Origin of the sequence: Rhodopseudomonas palustris, from assembly GCF_013415845.1 — a bacterium.
GTDB lineage: Bacteria > Pseudomonadota > Alphaproteobacteria > Rhizobiales > Xanthobacteraceae > Rhodopseudomonas > Rhodopseudomonas palustris_F.
In genome coordinates, this window is record NZ_CP058907.1 from 1,110,403 (window position 1) to 1,130,242 (window position 19,840).

The 19,840-nt window shown below is 65.7% G+C and carries 16 protein-coding genes; 11 read left to right on the forward strand and 5 right to left on the reverse strand.

The window, feature by feature from the left end:
* Positions 1–4 precede the first annotated feature (4 nt).
* Positions 5–1,267, forward strand: coding sequence for a ferric reductase-like transmembrane domain-containing protein (locus tag HZF03_RS05175; protein ID WP_119019306.1), 1,263 nt, complete (start codon positions 5–7; stop codon positions 1,265–1,267).
* Complete coding sequence (locus HZF03_RS05180; protein WP_119019307.1) at positions 1,264–1,629, forward strand: cytochrome b5 domain-containing protein; 366 nt, start codon at positions 1,264–1,266, stop codon at positions 1,627–1,629. The genes HZF03_RS05175 and HZF03_RS05180 overlap by 4 nt, the downstream gene beginning before the upstream one ends.
* A gap of 99 nt (positions 1,630–1,728) precedes the next feature.
* Here HZF03_RS05180 and HZF03_RS05185 read toward each other — a convergent pair whose 3' ends face one another.
* Entirely contained in the window at positions 1,729–2,859 is a 1,131-nt protein-coding gene (locus tag HZF03_RS05185; RefSeq protein ID WP_011156559.1) for a site-specific DNA-methyltransferase, read from the reverse strand.
* 379 nt (positions 2,860–3,238) lie between these two features.
* Here HZF03_RS05185 and ypfJ point away from each other — a divergent pair, with 379 nt between their 5' ends.
* The 4 genes from ypfJ (at position 3,239) to HZF03_RS05205 (ending at position 6,520) form a co-directional block, all read left to right on the forward strand.
* On the forward strand, positions 3,239–4,153 hold the full coding sequence (gene ypfJ / locus HZF03_RS05190; protein WP_119019308.1) for a KPN_02809 family neutral zinc metallopeptidase: 915 nt from the start codon (positions 3,239–3,241) through the stop codon (positions 4,151–4,153).
* 138 nt (positions 4,154–4,291) lie between these two features.
* Complete coding sequence (moaB, locus tag HZF03_RS05195; protein ID WP_119019309.1) at positions 4,292–4,840, forward strand: molybdenum cofactor biosynthesis protein B; 549 nt, start codon at positions 4,292–4,294, stop codon at positions 4,838–4,840.
* 112 nt (positions 4,841–4,952) lie between these two features.
* A complete protein-coding gene (locus HZF03_RS05200; RefSeq protein WP_119019310.1) occupies positions 4,953–5,771 on the forward strand; it encodes a CoA transferase subunit A in 819 nt (272 codons plus the stop codon).
* Complete coding sequence (locus tag HZF03_RS05205; protein ID WP_119019311.1) at positions 5,768–6,520, forward strand: CoA-transferase; 753 nt, start codon at positions 5,768–5,770, stop codon at positions 6,518–6,520. Before HZF03_RS05200 ends, HZF03_RS05205 begins: the two co-directional genes overlap by 4 nt.
* 159 nt (positions 6,521–6,679) lie before the next feature.
* On the opposite strand, the gene HZF03_RS05210 is transcribed toward HZF03_RS05205, so the two are convergent.
* Both HZF03_RS05210 and HZF03_RS05215 read right to left on the reverse strand, forming a co-directional pair.
* Positions 6,680–7,618 (reverse strand): bifunctional helix-turn-helix transcriptional regulator/GNAT family N-acetyltransferase, encoded by a 939-nt coding sequence (locus HZF03_RS05210; RefSeq protein WP_119019312.1) that lies wholly within the window; start codon positions 7,616–7,618, stop codon positions 6,680–6,682.
* Between the two features lie 165 nt (positions 7,619–7,783).
* Positions 7,784–8,350, reverse strand: a complete 567-nt coding sequence (locus tag HZF03_RS05215) for a glycosyltransferase (RefSeq protein ID WP_119019313.1) — start codon at positions 8,348–8,350, stop codon at positions 7,784–7,786.
* A gap of 180 nt (positions 8,351–8,530) precedes the next feature.
* Between HZF03_RS05215 and HZF03_RS05220 the strand changes: the two genes are divergently transcribed.
* The 3 genes from HZF03_RS05220 (at position 8,531) to HZF03_RS05230 (ending at position 12,282) form a co-directional block, all read left to right on the forward strand.
* Positions 8,531–9,691: a PA0069 family radical SAM protein gene (locus tag HZF03_RS05220; RefSeq protein ID WP_119019314.1), complete on the forward strand. Its 1,161-nt coding sequence runs from the start codon at positions 8,531–8,533 to the stop codon at positions 9,689–9,691.
* 96 nt (positions 9,692–9,787) lie between these two features.
* A complete protein-coding gene (locus HZF03_RS05225; protein ID WP_119019315.1) occupies positions 9,788–10,702 on the forward strand; it encodes a ribonuclease HII in 915 nt (304 codons plus the stop codon).
* Positions 10,703–10,773: 71 nt separating this feature from the next.
* Entirely contained in the window at positions 10,774–12,282 is a 1,509-nt protein-coding gene (locus HZF03_RS05230) for a glycosyltransferase family 39 protein (RefSeq protein WP_119019324.1), read from the forward strand.
* A gap of 39 nt (positions 12,283–12,321) precedes the next feature.
* Here HZF03_RS05230 and HZF03_RS05235 read toward each other — a convergent pair whose 3' ends face one another.
* Both HZF03_RS05235 and HZF03_RS05240 read right to left on the reverse strand, forming a co-directional pair.
* Complete coding sequence (locus tag HZF03_RS05235; protein WP_119019316.1) at positions 12,322–14,571, reverse strand: TonB-dependent receptor; 2,250 nt, start codon at positions 14,569–14,571, stop codon at positions 12,322–12,324.
* A gap of 456 nt (positions 14,572–15,027) precedes the next feature.
* Positions 15,028–15,864 (reverse strand): uracil-DNA glycosylase, encoded by an 837-nt coding sequence (locus tag HZF03_RS05240; RefSeq protein WP_119019317.1) that lies wholly within the window; start codon positions 15,862–15,864, stop codon positions 15,028–15,030.
* Positions 15,865–16,065: 201 nt separating this feature from the next.
* On the opposite strand from HZF03_RS05240, the gene HZF03_RS05245 reads away from it, so the two are divergent.
* Together HZF03_RS05245 and HZF03_RS05250 are read left to right on the forward strand one after the other, a co-directional pair.
* Positions 16,066–17,724, forward strand: coding sequence for an electron transfer flavoprotein-ubiquinone oxidoreductase (locus HZF03_RS05245; RefSeq protein ID WP_011156570.1), 1,659 nt, complete (start codon positions 16,066–16,068; stop codon positions 17,722–17,724).
* Between the two features lie 258 nt (positions 17,725–17,982).
* The gene (locus HZF03_RS05250) at positions 17,983–19,767 is read left to right on the forward strand and encodes a tetratricopeptide repeat protein (RefSeq protein WP_119020118.1); all 1,785 of its coding nucleotides are present in this window, start codon (positions 17,983–17,985) and stop codon (positions 19,765–19,767) included.
* The last annotated feature ends 73 nt before the right edge of the window (positions 19,768–19,840 follow it).

A 19,840-nucleotide genomic window follows, 5' to 3' on the forward strand; every position in this document is an offset into this window, starting at 1 on the left:
GCCGGTGGCGGCCGCTGCTGCAGCGCTGCGCAGGTGGTCGATCCCGCTGCTGAGCTGCGCGGTGCCGGCAGGCTTCGCGGTGTGGGCATTTCCCGAAGGTCTGGCGCCGGTTCGCGCCGCGGGCATCATCACCGGCTGGCTCGGCTGCGGCTTGTTGCTGGTCAGTCTGCTGCTGATGCTGCGCGAGCCACGGCTTGCGGCTTGGCTGGGTGGCCTGGAGCGAATGTATCGCTGGCACCACGCCACAGGACTGGCGGCCTATCTGTTCCTGTTGCTGCATCCGCTGCTGCTCGCCGCCAACAACTTGTCGTCGCCGCGGGTCGCCTGGCAGACGCTGTCGCCGTTCACCGAAAGCTGGCCGGTGTGGTCCGGCTGGCTCGGGCTGCTGCTCCTGATGGGCGGCCTCGTCACCACCTTCATCCGCCGCATCCGCTACAGCACGTGGCGCTGGCTGCATGCGCTGCTCGGCCTCGGCGTGCTGACCGGGCTGGTGCATCTGATCCTGCTCGGCATCGATGAGCCTGTGCTGCCGATCCTGGCGGTCGCGGCGGCGATTCTCGGTTGGCGGCTGATCCGTGGCGATCTTGGGCTTGCGGCGCGGCCCTATGTGGTGACGTCGGCGCTGCCACTCGCGGCGCGATCGATCGAGGTCGTGCTGCGTCCGCTCGGTGATCCGGCGATGGTGACGCCCGGTCAGTTTGTCCTCGTGGAATTCGGCAACGGCGACCGCTATCGCGGCTGCGGCGAATTTCATCCCTTCACGGTCAGCACGATCGCGGGCCAGGACGAGCTGCATCTTGCCGTCAAGGCGCTCGGGGACTGCACCACCCGGATGCAGGCGATCGAGCCCGGCGTTGCAGCCCGCGTGATTGGCGGTTTCGGCGGCTTCGTCGATCCGCACGGAAGGGCGCCGCAGTTCTGGGTGGCAGGCGGGATCGGCGTCACGCCTTTCGTTGCTTTGCTGAACGCCGGCCCGCTGCTGCATCCGACGCGGCTGCTGTATTTGTATCGCTGCGAAGCCGACGCGGCCTTCCTGCCGGAGCTGCGCGCGACTGCGGCGGCCGATCCGAAGTTTACGCTCCATGCCGTTGAGACCGGTGACGGTGTTCCCGATCTCGGCCCGTTGTTGCCGCCCGCCGGCGAGTTGTCGGGCGCCGAGTGTTATTTGTGCGGACCGCCCGGTCTGGTCGCCGCATTGAAATCGGCGCTCGCTGCACGCGGCGTCACCGCTCAGCATGTCCACTACGAGAATTTCGAGTTCAGATGATGCGCAAGCTGTTCTACGTCTCGACCGCCGCGTTCTGGATCGCCGTCGCCGGTTTCTGGATCGCCAATCTCCTGGTGCCGGGCGCCGACACCACGGCGACCGCCGCCGAGCGCGAGATCGGCGCCGCTGAATTGGCGAAGCATGCGGTGCCGCAGGATTGCTGGATGGCGATTCGCGGCAACGTCTACGACATCACGGCGTATCTGCCGGATCATCCGTCGCGGCCGAGCATCATCGAGCCGTGGTGCGGCAAGGAAGCGACCGAGGCTTACGACACCAAGACCAAGGGTCGTAAGCACTCGTCCGAAGCCGACGCGCTGCTGCCGAAGTACCGAATCGGACGGTTCATCGACGGAAGCTAGGGAGGTGTCTTAGGGAAAGCAGGCGCGGTTCGCATATCGCAACCACGGCAAAAAGAGCTCCGGTTCTGATTGGATCAGAACCGGAGAAACCTATTTGCGTCAGGCGATCATCGTGCTGCGAATCTCGGCGCGAAGTTCGTCGATCAGCCGCAGACCCTTGCTGGTTTCGACGTGCCAGAACGTCCAGCCGTTGCAGGCCTCCGACCCCTGGGCCACCGCGCCGATTCGGTGAATCGAGCCGACCTTGTCGCCGAGCATGATCGCGCCGTCGGCGCGCACCAGTGCGCCGTGCCGCTTCTTCGAATCGACTAATCGTGCGCCCGGCGAAATCATGCCGCGCTCGATCAGCTCGGAGAACGCCACCCGTGGCGCATCGCGCGCGGTAAGGAACGGCTTCAGCGTGTCGTCCGGCAGCGGTTCGATCGAATCGATCCGCGCACGTGCAGCTTCAGCATAAGTCTTGTCGCGCTCGATGCCGATGTAGTTGCGGCGCAAACGCTTGGCGACAGCACCTGTGGTGCCGGTGCCGTTGAACGGATCGACCACCAGATCGCCCGGCTTCGACGAGCTCAACAGCACGCGCGCCAGAAGCTGTTCGGGCTTCTGCGTCGGGTGCACCTTCTTGCCGTCCTTGCCCTTCAACCGTTCGTCGCCGGTGCACAGCGGAATCAGCCAGTCCGAGCGCGCCTGAACGTCCTCGTTGGCGGCCTTCAACGCATCGTAGTTGAAGGTGTAGCCCTTGGCGTTCTCATCGCGCGCGGCCCAGATCATGGTTTCGTGCGCATTGGTGAAACGGCGGCCGCGGAAGTTCGGCATCGGATTGGACTTGCGCCAAACGATGTCGTTGAGCACCCAGAACCCGAGGTCCTGCATGATCGTGCCGACGCGGAAAATGTTGTGGTACGAGCCGATCACCCACAGCGTCGCCGACGGCTTCATGATCCGTCGCGCGGCGAGCAGCCATGCACGGGTGAAGTTGTCGTAAGCGGCGAAGGACGCGAACTTGTCCCAATCGTCGTCGACGGCGTCGACTTCCGATTCATCGGGACGCTTCAGCGCACCTTTGAGCTGTAGATTGTACGGCGGATCGGCGAACACCAGATCCACCGACTTCGGCGGGAGCTTCTCCATCTCGGCGATGCAATCACCGACGATGATTCGGCTCTCGGGCATATCTTCAAATTGAGTGCGGGGCGCCCTTGCAGACGCCCCGCGACGCGACACAACCATGACTCAACTAACCTGACTCATGTGACGCCGTCGGCGACGCGGGACCAACAAACCGACTAGCCACTACAATGACCCGTCAAAGTAAAAATCGACTTAATTGGATTGCAGTTTGGTGACCACGGAACGAACGAACCGAGGAACAGTTCTCTGTGCCGGCATATCGGCGGCAGGAACCAGCGCGAATGGTTACACCATAGGTGTTTACGCACGGCTTTGTGCTGCGCAGATCCGGCGATGCGTCGTCCACGCCGGCGTTCGGGCTGCGCACTAGGCAATATTTGCCGGGCAGGTTAATGCTAATTGTCGCCGATTTCTTCCGATCGGCTACACACGGGGACCGGCCCCGAATCGCCGGTGCGGCCAAACCGAGGACAGGCTGATGCGTTTCGATGATTTCCGTCGCAGCGACAATATCGACGACCGCCGGGACCAGGAGGGCGGCGGTGGTGGTGGTGGCGGATTTCCGATGGGCGGCGGCGGTCTCGGTATCGGCACCATCGTGGTGCTGGGTATCGTCGGCTGGGCGCTCGGTATCGATCCGCGGCTGCTGATCAGCGGCGCCGAGATGATCTCGGAGACGACGCAGCATCATCAGGCCGACAGCCGGCCCAGCAAGCAGGGCGCGCCGACCGACGAGGTCGGCAGCATGATTTCTGGCGTGCTGGGCGAGATCGACGATCGTTGGACCGAAATCTTCAAGGCTAACGGTCAGACCTATGTCGGGCCGAAGATCGTGCTGTTCCGCGGCCGCACCAATGGCGGCCGCTGCGGCATGGCGCAGGCGGCGATGGGGCCGTTCTATTGTCCGCCCGACCGGCAGATCTACATCGACACCTCGTTCTTCAAGCAGGTCGAGACCCGCTTCCGCGGCTGTTCTGGGTCGGCCTGTCAGTTCACTGCCGCTTACATCATCGCGCACGAGGCCGGCCATCACGTCCAGAACCTGCTCGGCATTCTGCCGAAGGTGACGCGCGCTCAGGAGGCGGCCGGCTCGCGCGCCGAAGCCAATGCGCTGCAGGTGCGCGTCGAGCTGCAGGCCGACTGCCTGTCCGGCGTCTGGGTCAATCGCGAAAAGAAGAAGCGTCCGAACTTCCTCGAGGACGGCGACATCGACGCCGCACTCACCACCGCGGCCGCGATCGGCGACGACACCCTGCAACGCCGCGCCGGCCGCGACGTCGTGCCGGACTCCTTCACCCACGGCTCCGCCGAACAGCGCAAGCGCTGGTTCATGACCGGCTATCAGCAGGGCACCGTCCAGGCCTGCAACACCTTTGCGGCGGAGAAGCTGTAAGGTCTCGGCTTTCGGCGGCAGATATTCATTCGTCATGCCCGGCTTTGTGCCGGGCATCCACGTTTCGCGGTATGCCGAAGACGTGGATGATAGGGACAAGCCCGGCCATGACGCTGGTACAGGTTCGACGAGGCGCTTATGGCGAGCAAAGATCAACCGAAGCAATTCATCCCGCTCAACATCGCCGTGCTCACGGTCTCCGATACGCGCTCGCTTGATGACGACAAGTCCGGTGCGACGCTCGTCGAACGGCTGAGCGGCGCGGGGCACAGGCTGGCGGCGCGTGAGATCGTCACCGACGATGTCGAGAAGATCCGCACCGTCATCCGGCGCTGGATCGCCGATGACGGTGTCGATGCGATTATCACCACCGGAGGCACCGGCTTCACCGGTCGCGACGTGACGCCGGAGGCGATCGAGCCGCTGTTCGAAAAGCGGATGGATGGATTTTCGATCGCCTTTCACATGTTAAGCTGGGGCAAGATCGGCACCTCGACGATCCAGTCGCGCGCCACCGCGGGCGTCGCTGGCGCGACCTACATCTTCTGCCTGCCGGGCTCGCCCGGCGCCTGCCGCGACGGCTGGGACGGCATTTTGGCCGCGCAGCTCGATTATCGGACGCGGCCGTGCAATTTCGTCGAGATCATGCCGCGGCTCGACGAGCATCTGCGCCGCAGCAAGAGCTGAGCCGCACGCATCTGCATCGGCCGTCCGCGTGCCTTGACAGCCGCGGCCCGCCACGGAACCATCGCCTCCAATCACAAGGCGCAACAATGCGCCGCGACGATGGGAGGATGTTTTGGGTCAGATCGTTTCGATCGAAGCGCTCGCCGCGCAGATCCGCGACGGCATGATGGTGGCGGTGCCGTCCGACACCAGCGGCGTCGCGATGGCGGCAACCGTTGCGATCATCGCCAACCGGCCGCGCAATCTGCATCTCGTCTGCATCCCGATCAGCGGCCTGCAGGCTGATATGCTGATCGGTGAAGGTCTGGTCGGCACGGTCGAAACCAGCGCGATCTCGCTCGGCGAAGCCGGCGGTGCGCCGCGTTTCGCCGAAGGCATCCGTAGCAGCGCGTTTGTGATGAAGGATGCGACCTGCCCGGCGATCCTCGCCGGCCTCGTCGCCGGCCAGAAGGGCGTGCCGTTCATGCCGATCCGCGGCATCATCGGCAGCGACATCCTCGACACGCGCGACGATTGGAAGGTGATCGACAATCCGTTCGCGCCCGACGATCCGATCGTGGTGGTGCCGGCGATCCGCCCCGACGTCGCGCTATTCCACGCGCCGGAGGCCGACCGCTTTGGTAACGTCCGGATCGGCCGCCAGACCGAACTCGCCGCGATGGCCTACGCGGCCAAGACCACGCTGGTGACGGTCGAGCGTATCGTCGAGAGTTCGCTGCTTGCGGACGAGAACGCCACCGCCGGCGTGCTCCCGGCGCTTTATGTCAGTGCGATCGCTGAAGCCAAGAACGGCGCCTGGCCGCTCAGCCTCGCCGGCGAATACAACACCGACACGGCCGAGGTCGCGCGCTACGCCAAGATGGCCCGATCGGCGGAGGGTTTCGCCGCCTACATGCAGGGTTTTGCCCAGAAGTTCGAGGCGGTGGCATGAGCACGGCGGCTGCGACGTCACGCGAAATCCTGATCGCCACCATTGCCGATCTGCTCGACGGCGTCCGCACCGTCGCAGTCGGCGCCTCGTCGCCGATCCCGGCCGCCGGCGCGATGCTGCTGCGCGCCCGGAGCGAGAGCAGCGGTAGAGATCCGGTGCGGGTGATTGTGCTCGGCTCACGCGAGCACAACTTCTTCACCAACGGCGCGTTCGAGCTGTTCGATGCCACCGCGCAAGGGCGGATCGACGCGTTCTTCCTCGGCGGAGGTCAGATCGACGGGCAGGCCAACATCAATCTGGTCGGCACCGGCGATTATCCGGCAAGCCCCGTGCGATGGCCGGGCTCGTTCGGCTCCGCCTTCATGTACTACCTGGTGCCGCGGGTGATCCTATTTCGCGAGGAGCATTCTCCGCGGGTCCTGGTCGACAAGGTCGACTTCGTCAGCGCGCCGGGCGCGAGCGAGCGGATCTATCGCAGCGGCGGTCCGCACGCGCTGCTCACCGGGCTGGCGCTGTTCGGCTTTGACAAGCAGCGCAAGCGGTTCTGTTTGCGCAGTGTGCACCGGGGCAGCTCGGCGAAGGAGATCCGCGCCGCCACCGGTTTCGACTACGACGTTCCGGAACAGGTGCCGTTCACGCCGGAGCCGGATGCGGAGACGCTGGCGTTGTTGCGCGGCCGTGTCACCGACGAGCTCGCCGAGTGCTACCCGCAATTTGCCGAAACCCTGGTGGCGGATCGGGCGGCGTAACCCGTCGTCACCGCCGCTGGTTCAGCGCGGCGCGCCGCCACCGGAGCAAGGCTCGCGCGGCGGCTGCGATCGCAGCGCGCTGCAGCGCCCGTCCACGCCTGGTGTGGAAGGCGATCAGCTCGGCGGTGACGCGCGGCGACTCGGCGCGCTGCGGCGGCATTACAGGCTCAACTCCCAGGTTTCGCCGATCAGGTCCTGGCCGAAGCTGCGATGCGGCTCGGCCGCGACGCGTTGAAAGCCCGCATCCTGATAGATCCTGCGCGCCGCGGTCAGGATGCTCTGCGTCCACAGCGTGACCTTGCGATAGCCGCAGAGGCGCGCGAACCCGATCGCCTCGTCGATCAGTCTGCGGCCGAGCTGATGGCCGCGCGCCTGTGGCGTTACCAGTAGGAGCCGCAGCTTGGCGACATCGTCACTGTCTCGCACCAGAAACAGCGATCCCGCCTGGACGCCGTCGTACTCTGCGATCCAGCAGCGCTCGCGGCCGGGATCGTGTGAGGCCAGGAACTGTCCGGCGATCTCTGCCACCAAGGCTTCGAATGAAGCATCGAAGCCGTATTCGGCCGCGTAGAACGCGCCATGGCTCTGCACCACCCAGCCGATATCACCGGGGCGGGGACTGCGCAGGATCGGCGGCGGCGCGCTGCCTGCACCGAGCAAGCCCTGAATGGTGGACATCGCCGCGGTGAGCCTCGCCCGCTCGGCCGGCGGCAGGCCCGCCAGCATCGCGGTCACTTCGTTCTGCGAACTGCGTTCGAGCTTGGCATAGGCGGCGCGGCCCTTGGCGGTCAGCGTCAGCAGATGCTGCCGCCGGTCGGCCGGCGAGGGGGACCGCTTCACCAGGCCGTCATCGGCAAAACCCTGGATGATCCGGCTCAGATAGCCGGGGTCGAGCTTCAGTTCGGCGCCGATCTCTTTGGCGGTCGGTGCGTCGCGATGGGCCAGCTCGTACAGAATCCGCGCTTCGGTCAGCGAGAACGGGCTGTCCATCAGCCGCTGCTCGAGCACGCCCAGCCGTGCGGTGTAAAACCGGTTGAAGGCTCGCACCCGCGCGACCTCGTCGCCTTGGTTCGGCTGCTGCACGATGCCTGTCTCCATTCGTTTCGTCTCCGGTCGGAGCCTTGTCGCGATCTTCGGGCGGAGATCGCTGGGGCGAGCGGAACCATCTCAGCTCGATTGATTGCTTTCGTCAACAAATTAATTGCTAGAAGCAACTATTGGGCGGGGCGGTGCGTCGGAAAGGGAGCGGCGTCGAAACGGAGGTCAGGCGGCGAGGATGACGCGGCTGCGTAGCAGGGTGCGGGACGACCGGCCGAGGTCGCGCGGCAACGTCGCTTCCCCGCCGTGCCCGGCGTGCCCGCCAAGTCGAACGTAATGGTCGCGGGCGATCACCAGTCCCTGGTCCGCGCCGGAGCTGGAGAAGCTGCGGATCAGCGCCATCAGGCCTTCGCGCCAGCCGCTCGGTGCATAGGGCGATCGCGCGTAGCGGAAGATGCCGGCGCGCGGATGGCCGCTGGCGGCAACGCCTTCGATGAACTGGGTGGTCTCTTCGATCCAGCCCGGATCGAGCACCGCGCCGGCGTGGAGAAACATCAGCCAGGGCTGGCGCGCCTGCTTGGCTCCGGCCGTGAGCGCTTCGGCGCGGTTACCGTCGAAGGCGAGGTAGTTGCAGCCCGCCACATCGGCGACACGGGCGATGGTATCGCTGCCGCCGCTATCGACCAGGGTGACGTCGCTGACGACCCCGGCCGCAGCGCCCGGGACCAGCGACGCCAGCGTCGCGACGGCGGTCCGCTCGACGCCTTCGGTGGAAATGATCACGCTCAACATGTCCGGCGGGTGACCCTACGAAGACAGATGGCGCCACGCTTAGCACCTCATTGGCGCGAAATCAGCCGCGAATTGCGCAATGCCTATCATCGGGGCAACGTCATGCGTGGCGTTGTCGCCGAACGGTGCGAGTCGAACGTTTGTTCTTGATTTGTTCTTTCGACTCGCTATCTTGGACGCATGAGCAGAGCATCCAATGCCCTCAAGCGCCCGCCGGTCACGGCGCCCTCCGAGCCGGTGGGCGCGTCTTCCCCTTTCCCCGCCATCGAGGTGGCGGTTGATGAGCAGCGGCGCCGCGGTCGTGGCGCGCAGTCGAACGCCAGCGGCCGCTACGAGGCCGAGGCGCGCACCGCCTTCGACGACGGATGGGAAAGTCTGGAGGATCTGCCGCCGTTCAAGACGACGGTGGCGCTGGATACCGCTCGCAAGGTCATCACCCGCAACGAGTCGCCGGATATCGGCTTTGATCGCTCGATCAATCCGTATCGTGGCTGCGAGCACGGCTGCGTGTACTGCTTCGCCCGGCCGACCCACGCCTATCTCGGTCTGTCGCCGGGGTTGGATTTCGAATCCCGGCTGTTCGCCAAGCCGGACGCGCCCGCGCTGCTTGAAAAGGAGCTTGCGGCACCTGAATACGAGCCGCGGATGATCGCGATCGGCACCAATACCGATCCGTATCAGCCGATCGAACGCGAACGGAAGATCATGCGCGGCATCCTCGAGGTGCTGGAGAAGACCGGTCACCCGGTCGGCATCGTCACCAAGTCCGCACTGGTGGTGCGCGACATCGACATCCTGGCGCGCATGGCCAAGCGGCAGCTCGCCAAGGTGGCCCTGTCGGTCACGTCGCTCGATCCTAAGCTGGCGCGCAGCATGGAGCCGCGCGCTTCGACGCCGGCCAAGCGGCTCGAAGCGCTGAAGCTGCTTGCCGACGCCGGCATTCCCACCACCGTGATGGTGGCACCGGTGATCCCGGCGCTCAACGACATGGAGATCGAGCGCATCCTCGATGCCGCCGCCCACGCCGGCGTCAAGGAAGCGAGCTACGTGCTGCTGCGGCTGCCGCTGGAAGTGCGGGACCTGTTCCGCGAATGGTTGATGGCGAACTATCCGGACCGCTATCGCCACGTCTTCACGCTGATCCGCGACATGCGCGGCGGCCGGGACTACGATTCTCAGTGGGGCACCCGGATGAAGGGCACCGGCCCGATCGCCTGGATGATCGGCCGTAGGTTCGAGACCGCCTGCACGAGGCTCGGGCTGAACAAGCGCCGCTCCAAGTTGACGCTCGACCATTTCGAGAAGCCGGAGAAAGCCGGGCAGCAGCTCAGCTTGTTCTAAGGGGCAGGAGATCAGTTCCCGCTGGTTGCGCTGAATTGCGGGCATGATCCGGAATTTACGGTTGCGCAGCCCGGGCCTCACCCGCAGCATCGCCGCATGATTCGGGATACCAAACAGCCGATCAAGGTTCCGGCGAAGCCGGCGAGCCGATCGGGCGGCAAGGCCAAGACCGTCAAGCCCAAGACCATCAAGCCCAAGACCGTCAAGGCGGCTGACGGGAAGGCGGCGAGCGCGAAAGCCTCGACTTCCAAGGCCGCCGTGTCCAAGACCAGTGCAAAGGCCGCGGTCGCCAAGCCCGCATCCGCCAAGGGGCTGAAGGGCGTGATCGCAATGGCGCCGCCGAGCTTCCGGCGCGAGCGGGCGCTGATCAAGCGCGGCATCTGGCCAATCGCCGGCTGCGACGAGGCCGGCCGCGGCCCGCTCGCCGGTCCGGTGGTGGCGGCCGCCGTAGTGCTGGACCCCAAGCGCGTTCCCAAGGGGCTCGACGATTCGAAACGGCTGTCGGCCGAAAAGCGCGAAGCCCTGTTCGAGGAGATCTGCGCCACCGCCCAGGTTTCGGTGGTCTATGCCTCCCCGGAGCGGATCAATCGCGACAACATTCTGCGTGCCTCGCTATGGGCGCTGACCCGCGCTGTCCACGCGCTCCCGGACCTGCCTCGCCATGTGTTCGTCGATGGCCGCGACCGGCTGGCGACCAAATGCGACAGTGAAGCGGTGATCGGCGGCGACGGGCTGATCGCCTCGATTGCTGCCGCCTCGATCATTGCCAAGGTGTCGCGCGATCGGCTGATGTGCAAACTCGCCGAGCAGTGCCCCGGCTATGGCTTCGAGCAGCACAAGGGCTACGGCGTGCCCGAGCATCTGGACGCGCTCGCGCGGCTCGGCCCGACGGTGCATCACCGCCGCTTCTTCGCACCGGTCGCCGCAGCCTGGCAGAAGATCGAAGGCGCTCCGCCGCCGCAGATCCGCGACCTGTTCGAGGCCGACGTCACGGTCGAAGCCACCGCGTGAGTGCGGCCGCGCCGGTTGCGCGTGCGGCCGCCGGGCTCTATCACGGTCAGACCGAATTTCGCTGGCCCCACATGCGCTTCGCCTCCCTGATCGTCGAACTGATCCGCGCACGGCCGCTGCTGGTGTTCTGGCTGGTGGTGTGCGCTCAGGCGCTGCTGTGGATCCTGGTGCCGACGCTGTTCTACGCCACCCCGCCCGGCGACGTCGCGGTGGTGCTGGCCTATGGCCGCGAGTACCAGGTCGGGACCGATCTTGGTCCGCCGCTGGCATTCTGGCTCGCCGATGTCGCGTATCGGGCCGCCGGCAATCACATGATCGGCGTCTATGTGCTGGCGCAGCTCTGCTTCATCGTCACCTTCTACGCGTTGTTCCAGCTCGCCCGCGCCGTGGTCGGGCCGCAATACGCGGTGGTCGCGGTGCTGCTGACCTCGACCGTCACGGCCTTTGCGGGTTCAGGCGTCGAGTTCGGCCCGCTGATCCTGGCGCGGCCGCTGTGGGCGCTGGTGCTGTGGCACGGCTGGCAGGTGATCGGTCAGCACCGCCGCGCTGCCTGGTTCGCGTTGTCTATCGAGATCGGCCTGCTGCTCCTCACCACCGTGGCGGCGCCGGCGCTGCTGGTGCTGCCGCTCGCCTTCGCGCTCGCCAACGCGCGCTGCCGCCGTGCGCTGGTGTCGCTCGATACGGTGTTCGCGCTGCTGGTGATCGCCGTGCTGGCGCTGCCTTACGGCGTCTGGCTGCTGCGAGCCGATCAGTTTGCGCTGCCGGCGCTGCCGACGACGGCAGAGCTCGGCGATCGCGCGCTGCTTGGACTGAATCTGTTCCGCGGTCTGGTGATCTCGCTCGCCGGCATCGCGCTGCTCGCGGTGCTCAACATCGGCCGGTTTGCCCCGAAGCATCACGATGCGCCGATGATTGCCCGGCCGCCGGTCGATCCGCTGGCGCGGCAGTTCGTCTATGTGTTCGCGCTGGTGCCGCCGATCTTCGCCAGCATCGCGGCCGCGGTGTTCGGCCTCGGCCATGTCGTCGGCGGCCCCGGCGTCGTGCTGCTGCTCGCCGGTCTCGCGGTGATGATGCTGATCGGCGACGTGCTGTATCTGCACCGCCAGCGGCTGTTGCGCTCGGCCTGGGCGGCGCTGATCGCCGCCCCGGCCGTCGTGGTGATCTTCACCGTGGTGGTGCAGCCCTGGCTGACGCGCACCGAGGTGCCGACTTCGCTGCCGGCCAAGCAGATGGCGCAGTTCTTCGCCGACAGTTTCGAGCGCCGTACCGGCAAGCCGCTGCCGGCAGTGGCCGGCGATCCGCAACTTGCCAGCCTGATCGCGCTGGCGCCGTCGCGCCCGCATCTGCTCCTCGACGCGACGCCGGCGCGGACGCCGTGGGTTACGCAGGGCGACTTCGATCGGAATGGCGGCGTGGTGGTGTGGCGGGCTGCAGATACTGCGGGCAAGCCGCCGGACGACATCGCCCAGCGCTTCCCGGGAATTGTGCCGGAGCTGCCGCGCGGCTTCGACCGGATGATCTCCGGCCGTCAGCCATTGCTGCGGATCGGCTGGGCGATCGTGCGGCCGAAGGCGCCGTAGCCGTCCCGAGCACGGGGCAGCTCCGGCGCCGCGCCGCTGTTATAGTTCGACGTCCAGCGACACCAGGTAAGTTCGCGGCGCGCCGAGTGCGATGGTGCCGAACGACGCCACGCCGGCCCAGTAATTGGTGCCGGCGACGTTCTGCACTGTTCCGCGCAGCGTCGTCTTGCGGCCTTCGATCATGGTGACGTAGCGCACGCCGAGATCGACGCGGGTCCAATCCGGCAAGACTTGCGTGTTGCTATTATTGACATATTGCCGGCCCGTGTAGATCACGGTCCCGACCAAAGTCATCGCTCGCAGCCCTGGCAGATCCCATTCGCCGGTAAGATTGACCTGCGTGGTCGGCACGCTGATCGGCGTCTTGCCGAGATTGGCAGCAGTGGCGGTCCTGGTCACTTCGGCGTCGAACAGCGTCACGCCGCCGACCGCGCGCAGGTGCGGCGCGATCTCGCCGAACACGGAGAATTCGGCGCCGCGCACGCGCTGCTCACCGCCTGCCGAATACACCCCGGCGTTCAGCTCGCCATTGGGCTTGTTGATCTGGAATAGCGCGAAGGTCGTGCCGATGCGGCCTAGATCGAGCTTGACGCCGGTTTCATATTGCTTGGTCCGATACGGCGCCAGAACTTCGCCCGAGTTGGACGCACTGATCGGTGCGACGTCGCCGCGGCTGAGCCCTTCGATGTAGTTGGCATAGACCGACAGGTGCTCGATCGGGCGGATCACCAGACCGGCCATCGGCGTGGTGGCGGACTGGTCGTAGGAGGTCGTCAGCGCGCCGGTCGAGGTGGAGTAGTTGTGCGAGATCACCTGCTGGCGGCGGACGCCGAGCGTAAGCATCACGCGCTCGTCGAGTACCGACATCGTGTCGGCGATCGCGAAACCGTTGAGGCGGGTGTCGGACAGCCGCGGCTTGAACGCCGGAACCGTATAGGTCTGTTCGGGCTGCACCAGCGGCGTATACAGGTTCGACAGATACGACTGTCCCGGCGGGAACGTGCGATACTGCTCGTCCTGATAGTGCGATCCCTGCACGGTGACTGCGTGATGGACGAAGCCGGTGTCGAATTTCGCCCGCACCCCGCCATCGAAGGTGAAGCGATTGACGTCGAGATTGTAGTACTGCGACGTCGTCGAAGTGTCGCCGCGGCTGTTGAGGATGGTCGGCAGGCCGAAGAACCGTTCGGCATTGGTCTTGGAGCCGCCGATGTTGCCGAACACCGTCACCGAGTCGGTGAGGTCGAACTCGTTCTTCCACAGCGCCGAGGATTCCCGAATCCGCGACCATTCCCAGGTCTGCGTCAGGTTGTTGCTGCCGACCGGCGCGGGCGGCACCGTGATGCCGCTGGTTGTGAAGAACGGACGCACTGGCGCGGTGATGTGCTCGTTCTGGGTCAGCGCGTAGATCCAGGTTCGGTAGCGCTCGCCTTGATAGTCGAAGGCCAGCGACCCGACCTGCAGACGGTCGTTCTGATGATCGATCGCGGTGTCGCCGCCGCCGAGCTTGCCGGTGAAGCGCAGGCCGAATTCACGCTGGTCGCCGAACCGCCGTGCGACATCGAGGTTGGTGTAGGCGAAGCCCTTGGACGCATAGCCGACGCCGATCCGGCTGAGATCGGCTTCTGCCCGTTTCGGCACCACGTTGATCACGCCGCCGACGCCGCCGTTCGGCGAGACGCCGGACAGCATCGCGGCGGGACCTTTGAACACCTCGATCCGGTCGACATAGTCGTTGAAGATTCGGAAATTCGGCGCGATGCCGTAGACACCGTCGAACGCGACCTCGCCGGCCGTTCCTTCGGCGATCGGAAAGCCGCGAATGTAAAACGAGTCCACCATGCCGCCCACCGGGCTCGTGACCCGAACCGAAGGATCCAGCAGCATCGCGTCGGCGACGGTCGCCGCCTGCTGATTGCGGACCGCCTCGTTGGTGTAGCTCGCCGTGGAGAATGGTGACCGGAAGGTGTCAGTGTTGCCGAGCATGCCGAGCCGGCTGCCACGGGCCACCTGACCTCCGGCGAAGGGCGCCGGCCGATCCGATGTCGCCGAGCGGTTTACCGCCCGCTCGGCAGAAGGCTGCGGTGCCGCGGGCGCGGTCCGCGCGCGAGCTGCGGTGCGGGCAACGCTCCGGCGAGGTGTAACAGCCGGCTTGCTGCGGACCGTGCGCGGCGCATCGACCGTAACTGACGGCAGAGCAGTTTGGGCGTGGCTTGACGTGGGGCAGGCTGCCAGCCATGCGCTGAGCACGACAAAGCTGGCGCTGCCGAGAGCTCGACAACGGGACATCGTAAATCCTGATACGGCAGGGACGCCGCTTCGGTTGGAGGGCGGTCTGATAGATGCAGCCGTTGCCGCACCTATTTCGCTTGCATCCGCGCCGCCGCCACGGCTTGGCCCGTCTATCCGCCACAAGCGGATGTCAGCGGCGAGCGCTGAAATCTCGATCGAGAAGCAACTAAGCGTCAGGTCTAATCGGCAGAAGCTCCCCCTCGGCTGGGATTCAGTCGAGGGGCATCATGCTCGTCGCGAGATTGTTGCTACAATTTTACCCCCGTGCCTTGGTGGGGGATCGCTCGCCGAAGGTCAACCGGACGTGGAGCAGAATAGATGGCTTCTACGTAGTCGCGCTCTAGATGCAATGTGGCGTTTTACATCTCGCGACGTCGAGTGATGCTTTATCTCACATCCGACGTCGCGCGGTGCAGAAGCGCGAAAGCGGGAAAAGGCGTCGGCAGGGTCGGCTCAGGCGGAGGGCCCAGAGAGTGCGGAGGCCGCAGAGAGTGCGGTCGCGATCGCGCGCAGGTCTTGCCAGGCGAGCCGCTTGTAGGTCGGCTGGCGCAGCAGGTAGGCCGGATGCAGCGTCGGCAGAGCGCGGATGGTGCGGGTGCCGGTGTCGTAGTCGAACCAGCGGCCGCGGGTGCGCATGATGCCGTCGCGGGTGCCGAGCAGCGCCTGGGTCGACGGGTTGCCGAGCGTCACCAGCAGGTCCGGGTTCACCAGTTCGATCTGGCGCCGGATGAACGGCAGGCAGATCTGGGTCTCCTGCGGGGTCGGCGTGCGGTTGCCCGGGGGACGCCACGGGATCACGTTGGCGATATAGACGTTGCCGCGGTTCAGTCCGATCGCTGCCAACATCAGGTCGAGCAGCTTGCCGGAGCGGCCGACGAACGGCAGCCCTTCGATGTCCTCGTCGCGGCCCGGCGCCTCGCCGACGAACATCACCTTGGCCTGCGGATTGCCGTCGGCGAACACCAGCTGGGTCGCGGTCGCGCGCAACGCGCAGCCGTCGAACCGCTGCATCAGCTCGCGCAGCGCTTCCAGGGTCGGCGCGGTCGCGGCGGCTTCGCGCGCCGAGATGATGGCGGCGTCCGGGCTCGCAGGCGGTGCACCGAACGCCAGTGGTGGGGGCGGCTTGGCGTGCAAGGCGGGCTTGACGATCGGGCGCGGCTCGGGCGCCGCGGGTTCTGGCGCATCGTCGAGCATCCGGTTGATCGGATCCTCGGCCAAAGCGCAATCCACCCCTGCGTCCAGATAGAACGCGAGCAATTGACGCAGGCTCGGCGCGGGATCGGGTGTCATGCGGCGTGGTTTATCGTGAATGGACGAAACAGAACAGCCGATCTCGTTGCATCACGTTCCGCAGTGCGAAACTTATTTTCGCATCTATGATCTCGAGGCTGGAAAGATGAGCCAGCCGGTACATTTGGGTGGTTGTTCTTCTTCTAAAAATGCGAAAGAACACCCCAGGAAACGTCTCCGAGAGTCCTGCGAGAAAAAACGATGAGTGATGAAACGCTGCCGCCCCGCGAATCGATGGAATTCGACGTCGTGATCGTGGGTGCAGGCCCGTCGGGACTGTCCGCAGCCATTCGATTGAAGCAGATCAACCCCGAGTTGTCGGTGGTGGTGGTGGAGAAGGGCTCCGAAGTCGGGGCCCATATCCTGTCAGGCGCGGTGATCGATGTTTCGGCGCTCGACCGACTGATGCCGAGCTGGCGCGAGGACGAGAGCTGCCCGCTAAAGACCCACGTCGAAGACGACCACTTCTACGTCATGACGGCGTCGAAAGCGCTCAAGGTGCCAAACATCATGGTGCCGCCGATGCTCGACAACCATAAGAATTTCATCGGCTCGCTCGGTGATCTGTGCCGCTGGCTCGGGCCGAAGGCCGAGGAACTCGGCGTCGAGATCTATCCCGGCTTCGCCGCGACCGAAGTGCTGTACGGCGACAATGGCGAGGTGCGCGGCGTCGCCACCGGCGACATGGGTATCGGCCGCGACGGCCAGCCGAAGGATTCCTACACCCGCGGCATGGAACTGCTCGGCAAGTACACGCTGTTCGCCGAAGGTGCACGCGGCAGCCTGTCGAAGCAGCTGATCGCCAACTACAAGCTCGACAAGGATTCCAATCCACCGAAGTTCGGCATTGGTCTCAAGGAAATCTGGCAGGTCGAGCCGTCCAAGCATCGCAAGGGCCGGATCGCCCACTCGTTCGGCTGGCCGCTCAGCAACAATGTCGGCGGTGGCTCGTTCCTGTATCACTACGGCGACAATCTGGTGGCGGTCGGCTTCGTGGTGCATCTCAACTACGACGATCCGTATCTGTCGCCGTTCGAGCAGTTCCAGAAGTTCAAGACTCATCCGTCGGTAGCGCCGATCTTCGAGGGCGGCAAGCGTATCTCCTACGGCGCCCGCGCCATCACCGAAGGCGGCTATCAGTCGGTGCCGCGTCTGACTTTCCCGGGTGGCGCGCTGATCGGCTGCGCGGCCGGCTTCGTCAACGTGCCGCGCATCAAGGGCGTCCACAACGCGATCGGCTCCGGCATGCTGGCCGCCGAACACGTCGCGGCGGCGCTCGCGGCGGGCCGCTCCAACGACGAGCCGGTGGACTACGAAAACGCCTGGCGCGACTCCGGCGTTGGCAAGGACCTGTTCCGCGTTCGCAACGTCAAGCCGCTGTGGTCGAAGTTCGGCACTGCCGTCGGCGTCGTGCTGGCCGGCTTCGAAATGTGGTGTTCGACGTTCGGCTTCTCGGTGTTCGGCACGCTGTCGCATGGCAAGCCCGACCGCTCGACGCTCGATCCGGCGAAGTCGCACGAGCCGCACAAAAATCCGAAGCCGGACGGCAAGCTGACCTTCGACCGCCTGTCCTCGGTGTTCCTGTCGAATACCAATCACGAGGAAGACCAGCCGGTGCACCTCAAGGTCGCCGATATGCAGCTGCAGAAGACGTCGGAGCACGACGTCTATGCCGGCCCGTCGGGCCGCTACTGCCCGGCCGCGGTGTATGAGTGGGTGGAAGAGCCGACCGGTCCGCGCTTCGTGATCAATGCGCAAAACTGCGTCCACTGCAAAACCTGCGACATCAAGGACCCGAACGGCAACATCACCTGGGTTCCGCCGGAAGGCGGCGGCGGCCCGAATTATCAGGGCATGTGATCAGCGTTCTGACCGCGCGGCTTTGACCACGCGTCCGTGAGCGGCGGCGAGGCGATGCCTCGCCGCGCGGCCACGATGCTGCCATGTTGCCACCGTCTCAATCGTCTTCGACCGCCCGCTGGCGCCGTAGGGGGACCGCGGCGTTGTGCGCCGTCGGGCCTATCCTTGCGGTTGAGCGCCAAACGCGGCATTGTCGACGCGATGCTGCCGGCTCGGCGGCCGGGCCAACGAGCCTTTTCCTGGAGCTAGGCAACCTTGATGCTTTCCCTTCGAATCCGTCGATCGATGGCCGTCGCTCTCACGCTGGTGGCGATGCCGATCGCCGGACAGGCGCTGGCGCAAACCCCCGATCATCCGGCCGACAACGCGGCGCAGTTTCCGACCAGCCAGGATCTGCGCTCGATGACGACCGCCGGCAGCTACCTGGCCGCCCGCCACGCCAGCATCGAGCGTGACGCCGCCTCTGCCGCTGCGTTCTACCGCTCCGCGCTGCGCACCGATCCGAGCAACAACGAGCTGCTCGACCGCGCCTTCATCTCGTCGCTCGCCGAAGGCGACATCGACGAGGCGGTCAAGCTCGCGGATCGCGTGCTGAAGATCGACAAGTCCAATCGCGTCGCCCGGCTGGTGATCGGTATTCGCGATCTGAAGACCAAGAAATACGCTGCCGCGGTTCGCAACGTGAACCAGTCGGTGCGCGGCCCGATCACCGATCTGATCGCGACCCTGATCTCGAGCTGGTCGCTGTACGGCGCCGGCGACGTCAAGAGCGCGGTCGGCAACATCGACAAGCTGGCCGGTCCGGAGTGGTATCCGATCTTCAAGGATCTGCATTCCGGCATGATGCTGGAGCTGGCCAACCGCCAGAAGGACGCCGGCGAACGGCTGGAGCGCGCCTACAAGCTCGACGATTCCGCGCTGCGCGTGGTCGAGTCCTATGCGCGCTGGCTGTCGCGCAACAAGAGCGAGGCCGAGGCGCTCGCGGTCTATCAGGCGTTCGACAAGAAGCTGCCGCGTCACCCCCTGATCGAGGACGGCATCCGCGAGGTCAAGGCCGGCAAGAAGCTGCCGGCGCTGGTCGACAGCCCGCAGGCCGGCGCCGCCGAGGCGCTGTACGGCATCGGCGCGTCGCTGACCCGCCGCGGCGGCGAAGATCTGGCGCTGGTGTACCTGCAGCTCGCGCTCTACCTCGAACCCAATCATGCACTCGCGCTGCTGGCGCTCGGCGATCTCTACGAGTCGGTGAAGAAGCCGCAGATGGCGATCAAGGTGTATGAGCGCGTGCCGGCGTCCTCGCCGCTGAAGCGCAACGCCCAGATCCAGCTCGCCACCGACCTCGACGCCTCCGACCGCAGCGAGGAAGCGATCAAGATCCTCAAGGGCGTGATCGCCGAGGACGGCAAGGATCTCGAAGCCATCATGGCGCTCGGCAATATCGAGCGCGGCCGCAAGAAGTTCGCCGATTGCGGCGAGACCTACTCCAAGGGCATCGACGCGCTCACCGGTGCCGAGAAGAACGCCTGGGTGTATTACTACTTCCGCGGCATCTGCGAGGAGCGCTCCAAGCAGTGGGCCAAGGCCGAGGTCGACCTGAAGAAGGCGCTGCAGATGCAGCCCGACCAGCCGCACGTGCTGAACTATCTCGGCTATTCCTGGATCGATCAGGGCATCAACCTCGACGAGGCGATGACCATGATCAAGCGCGCGGTCGATCAGCGCCCTGACGACGGCTACATCGTCGATTCGCTCGGCTGGGCGTACTACCGCATCGGCGACTACGAGAATGCCGTGAAGACGCTGGAGCGGGCGATCGAATTGAAGCCCGAGGACCCGACCATCAACGATCACCTCGGCGATGCCTATTGGCGCGTCGGCCGTACGCTCGAAGCCCGCTTCCAGTGGGCGCACGCCCGCGACCTCAAGCCCGATCCGGAGGAGCTGCCGAAGATCGAGGCCAAGATCTCCAACGGTCTGCCCGAAGATGACAAGGCGTCGGCGGCGTCCGCGGACAAGAAGAAAGAAGACGGCAAGGGCGGCGGCTGAGGCGGCGCGGCCGGCCTTTGCGGCGGAAACGCGAACGCGCCTAAAAGGGGGGTGGAGCTTCGGTTCGGATTCG

Bases quoted from the DNA above. Each gene is read 5' to 3' on its own strand.
- HZF03_RS05180 (WP_119019307.1), top strand. From the start codon at position 1,264: ATGATGCGCAAGCTGTTCTACGTCTCGACCGCCGCGTTCTGGATCGCC.
- HZF03_RS05185 (WP_011156559.1), bottom strand. From the start codon at position 2,859: ATGGTTGTGTCGCGTCGCGGGGCGTCTGCAAGGGCGCCCCGCACTCAA.
- ypfJ (WP_119019308.1), top strand. From the start codon at position 3,239: ATGCGTTTCGATGATTTCCGTCGCAGCGACAATATCGACGACCGCCGG.
- moaB (WP_119019309.1), top strand. From the start codon at position 4,292: ATGGCGAGCAAAGATCAACCGAAGCAATTCATCCCGCTCAACATCGCC.
- HZF03_RS05205 (WP_119019311.1), top strand. From the start codon at position 5,768: ATGAGCACGGCGGCTGCGACGTCACGCGAAATCCTGATCGCCACCATT.
- HZF03_RS05210 (WP_119019312.1), bottom strand. From the start codon at position 7,618: ATGGAGACAGGCATCGTGCAGCAGCCGAACCAAGGCGACGAGGTCGCG.
- HZF03_RS05215 (WP_119019313.1), bottom strand. From the start codon at position 8,350: ATGTTGAGCGTGATCATTTCCACCGAAGGCGTCGAGCGGACCGCCGTC.
- HZF03_RS05220 (WP_119019314.1), top strand. From the start codon at position 8,531: ATGAGCAGAGCATCCAATGCCCTCAAGCGCCCGCCGGTCACGGCGCCC.
- HZF03_RS05225 (WP_119019315.1), top strand. From the start codon at position 9,788: ATGATTCGGGATACCAAACAGCCGATCAAGGTTCCGGCGAAGCCGGCG.
- HZF03_RS05230 (WP_119019324.1), top strand. From the start codon at position 10,774: ATGCGCTTCGCCTCCCTGATCGTCGAACTGATCCGCGCACGGCCGCTG.
- HZF03_RS05235 (WP_119019316.1), bottom strand. From the start codon at position 14,571: ATGTCCCGTTGTCGAGCTCTCGGCAGCGCCAGCTTTGTCGTGCTCAGC.
- HZF03_RS05240 (WP_119019317.1), bottom strand. From the start codon at position 15,864: ATGACACCCGATCCCGCGCCGAGCCTGCGTCAATTGCTCGCGTTCTAT.
- HZF03_RS05245 (WP_011156570.1), top strand. From the start codon at position 16,066: ATGAGTGATGAAACGCTGCCGCCCCGCGAATCGATGGAATTCGACGTC.
- HZF03_RS05250 (WP_119020118.1), top strand. From the start codon at position 17,983: ATGCTTTCCCTTCGAATCCGTCGATCGATGGCCGTCGCTCTCACGCTG.